At 59.0% G+C, this 2,602-nt stretch carries 3 protein-coding genes and 1 pseudogene; 3 read left to right on the forward strand and 1 reads right to left on the reverse strand.

The features are described 5' to 3' along the window. Both WBF74_RS13700 and WBF74_RS13705 read left to right on the forward strand, forming a co-directional pair. A pseudogene (locus WBF74_RS13700) lies at positions 1-221 on the forward strand (hypothetical protein); the annotation flags it as partial. Between the two features lie 407 nt (positions 222-628). Continuing rightward, a complete protein-coding gene (locus WBF74_RS13705) occupies positions 629-1,045 on the forward strand; it encodes a DUF930 domain-containing protein (RefSeq protein WP_424440860.1) in 417 nt (138 codons plus the stop codon). A gap of 122 nt (positions 1,046-1,167) precedes the next feature. Here the strand turns inward: WBF74_RS13705 and WBF74_RS13710 are convergent, their stop codons facing one another. Further along, on the reverse strand, positions 1,168-1,728 hold the full coding sequence (locus WBF74_RS13710; protein ID WP_424440862.1) for a TetR/AcrR family transcriptional regulator: 561 nt from the start codon (positions 1,726-1,728) through the stop codon (positions 1,168-1,170). Between the two features lie 110 nt (positions 1,729-1,838). Between WBF74_RS13710 and WBF74_RS13715 the strand changes: the two genes are divergently transcribed. Then, the gene (locus WBF74_RS13715; RefSeq protein WP_424440864.1) at positions 1,839-2,501 is read left to right on the forward strand and encodes a glutathione S-transferase; all 663 of its coding nucleotides are present in this window, start codon (positions 1,839-1,841) and stop codon (positions 2,499-2,501) included. Positions 2,502-2,602 lie beyond the last annotated feature (101 nt).

Here is a 2,602-nt window from a genome sequence, read left to right on the forward strand (position 1 = left end):
GGCACGAGGTGCTGGCGCGTTTCGAGGAGGCGCGGGCTTTCTCTGACGATCTGACATGCGGACGAGGCGAGCCGCCCCTCATGGGCTTCAGCGTGGGTGGCTACGTGTGGAGCGCTGTTGTCCGGCCAGACGCGGCACCAGTATTTGAGATGCTGCACAGCTGGCCCGACGAGCTTGGCGAGAAGATCAACTCCCGGCCGGCGCTGGTGGCGGCAGCATGAACCGCGAACAGTTGGCGGCCGTCTGGCCGCCAAACGCTGTTGTCGCTGCGCAGGCTGGTCATGAGCCGCGGTCGCCGATGTCGGCGATCCGCGAGAAGTGCCGAGACTGCTGCGGTGGGCAGCTGGCGGAAATAAAGGCCTGTCAGGCGGTGAAATGCGCGCTGTGGCCGTTCCGGGCAGGGATACACCCGTATACGGCGCGGCGGCGGGGAAATGGGCTGTAGGGGGCGGATTTTTGGGTTGGTGGAACGAGGCGTAAGCACCGCTCTCATGGCAGAGTGTCGGGGTCGCATACAAGGGTCCGACATTCATTGGGTTGCGCAAGCACGTCCCTCGACAAAAATGCAGTTCTGCGTTGCGCCTTCCCGCGTTGACATGGATGCACCGGCGATATTGAAGATCGGCGAATGATTGCACGGTATTCATCTGGCCTTCCGGCGCTGGCTCTCCTGCTCAGCGTCGCACTCAACCTGCAAAGCAATCCTGCCGTCGCATACGACGCCAGGCTGCGCCCACAGTTCGACCGTCTCGAATACGACACCCGCCTCGAGGAGGTGTGCGGCACCGAAGTCGGGTTGCGGATCAGCAGGGAGCAGTCCGGTTTTGTGGTCAACAAAGTCGTGGCTGACACGTTCAGGAATGACGTTCAGATTGGGAACAAAATCATTGCCAAGGGCGCGGCGTTCCGCAGTCAGGGCAAATGGTACCATCTCAGTTTCGAATGTGAGACCGGCCCCCACCATATGGACGTGCACAAGATGAAATACGCGGTGGGCGATGAAATTCCCCGCTCACAATGGGTGAAGCACTACCTGTATGATTGAGGCGAGGCCGACTTGGCGACGGCTCGCAGATCAGGCCTCAGCGTCCGCAGCGCGGCTTTTCCACGCCGTCTGCACAATGGCGAAGCTGGAGGGAAGACTGATGAGCCGAAGCGGGCATATCCTCAGGGAAGAAGACCGGCATCGCGATAGCTGGCGATCAAGCTGTCGAACAGGCCAATATCTGCCCGGCTTCGCGCCAGAAGCTGGGCACCCGAGACAGCCGCGAAAATAGCGCGGGCGCGAGCTTCGCTACCTGCCGTCCCTACAATCCCGGCAGAGCGCAACACACGAGCTAACCAGGAGACATTTACGTCCGTAAACGCCTGTATCTCGGTTTTCACCATATCCGGCAGATCATCATACTCGGCAGCCATAAAGTTATACAGACAGATGCGGTTTCCGTTTTCGAGCGCCCGTCGGAAAACAACGGGATAGTCTCGCAAGGATGACAATGCATCCGGTCGCTGACTGAGCATCCGGTTCAGTTCATTTGCCGTGTCTTTCCAATAGCGCCGCGCCACCGCAGCGCCGAGATCGGCCTTCCCAGGGAAATGGTAGTGGATGCTGGCAGCCTTGATTCCGACCTCCGCAGCGAGGTCACGAAAGTTCAGGCCGCCGTACCCATGTGCCTGGGCGGCTTTTCGCGCCGCCGCAAGGATTGCCTCCCTAGCGTTCCCGCTCATATTCAATTTCCGCCTTCAGCCTACCAATCGATAGATAGAGGTTGCGCGAAAGGATGGAAAGACTGAAAATGCGGCCTACCAAGTGGCAGGTAGATTAATGGAGGGCAACTATGAGGATTTATGACTGGCATACAGGCCCTTATCCAGCACGCGTTCGTATCGCGTTGGGAGAATTGGGTCTGCAATCCCGGGTGAAGTTCGTTCCTGTGGACCTGCGTAGGGGCGCGCACAAGACGCCAGCGTTCCTCGCCATAAACTACTCAGGAACGCTGCCAGTTTTGGAACTGGACGACGGGACACGGATTGCCGAATGCACGGCGATCACCCAGTACCTCGACGCGCTCAATGGAGACCCTCTGCTTACGGGAGCCACGCCTCGCGACAAGGGCGTTATCCACATGATGACAAAGCGCGCTGAAATTGAGCTGCTGGATGCCATTAGCGTTTATTTCCACCACGCCACGCCAGGGCTTGGGGCCGATGTCGAGATCTATCAGAACCCGGAATGGGGATTTCGCCAGCGCGATAAGGCGGTGCGCGGCATGTCCTATTTCGACGGTGTGCTTCAGCAGCAGGCGTTTATCGCAGGGGAGGCATTTTCGATGGCCGATATAGCGGTCATAGGAGGCCTTATTTTTGCTGAACTGGTTGATCTTCCCATCCCGCTGAAATGCAGCGCGCTAAGCGCCTGGTATACGCGGATGCAGGAGCGGCCCAGCGTCAGGGACCGGATCAGCATTTCTAGATCCGCCACCACGCAGCCCTTTGAATGATCTGCTCCCCCACGAACTACGCGATTCCAGCTTCGGCGCGACCATTACGGCTGCAAAGGCGCTGACAGACCCATTCCGTCTCACACTCACGCTCACTGAAT

It is taken from the genome of Parvibaculum sp. (assembly GCF_049672805.1).
Lineage (GTDB): Bacteria > Pseudomonadota > Alphaproteobacteria > Parvibaculales > Parvibaculaceae > Parvibaculum.

Coding starts and splice junctions, on each gene's coding strand:
- WBF74_RS13705 (WP_424440860.1), top strand. CDS start 629: ATGATTGCACGGTATTCATCTGGCCTTCCGGCGCTGGCTCTCCTGCTC.
- WBF74_RS13710 (WP_424440862.1), bottom strand. CDS start 1,728: ATGAGCGGGAACGCTAGGGAGGCAATCCTTGCGGCGGCGCGAAAAGCC.
- WBF74_RS13715 (WP_424440864.1), top strand. CDS start 1,839: ATGAGGATTTATGACTGGCATACAGGCCCTTATCCAGCACGCGTTCGT.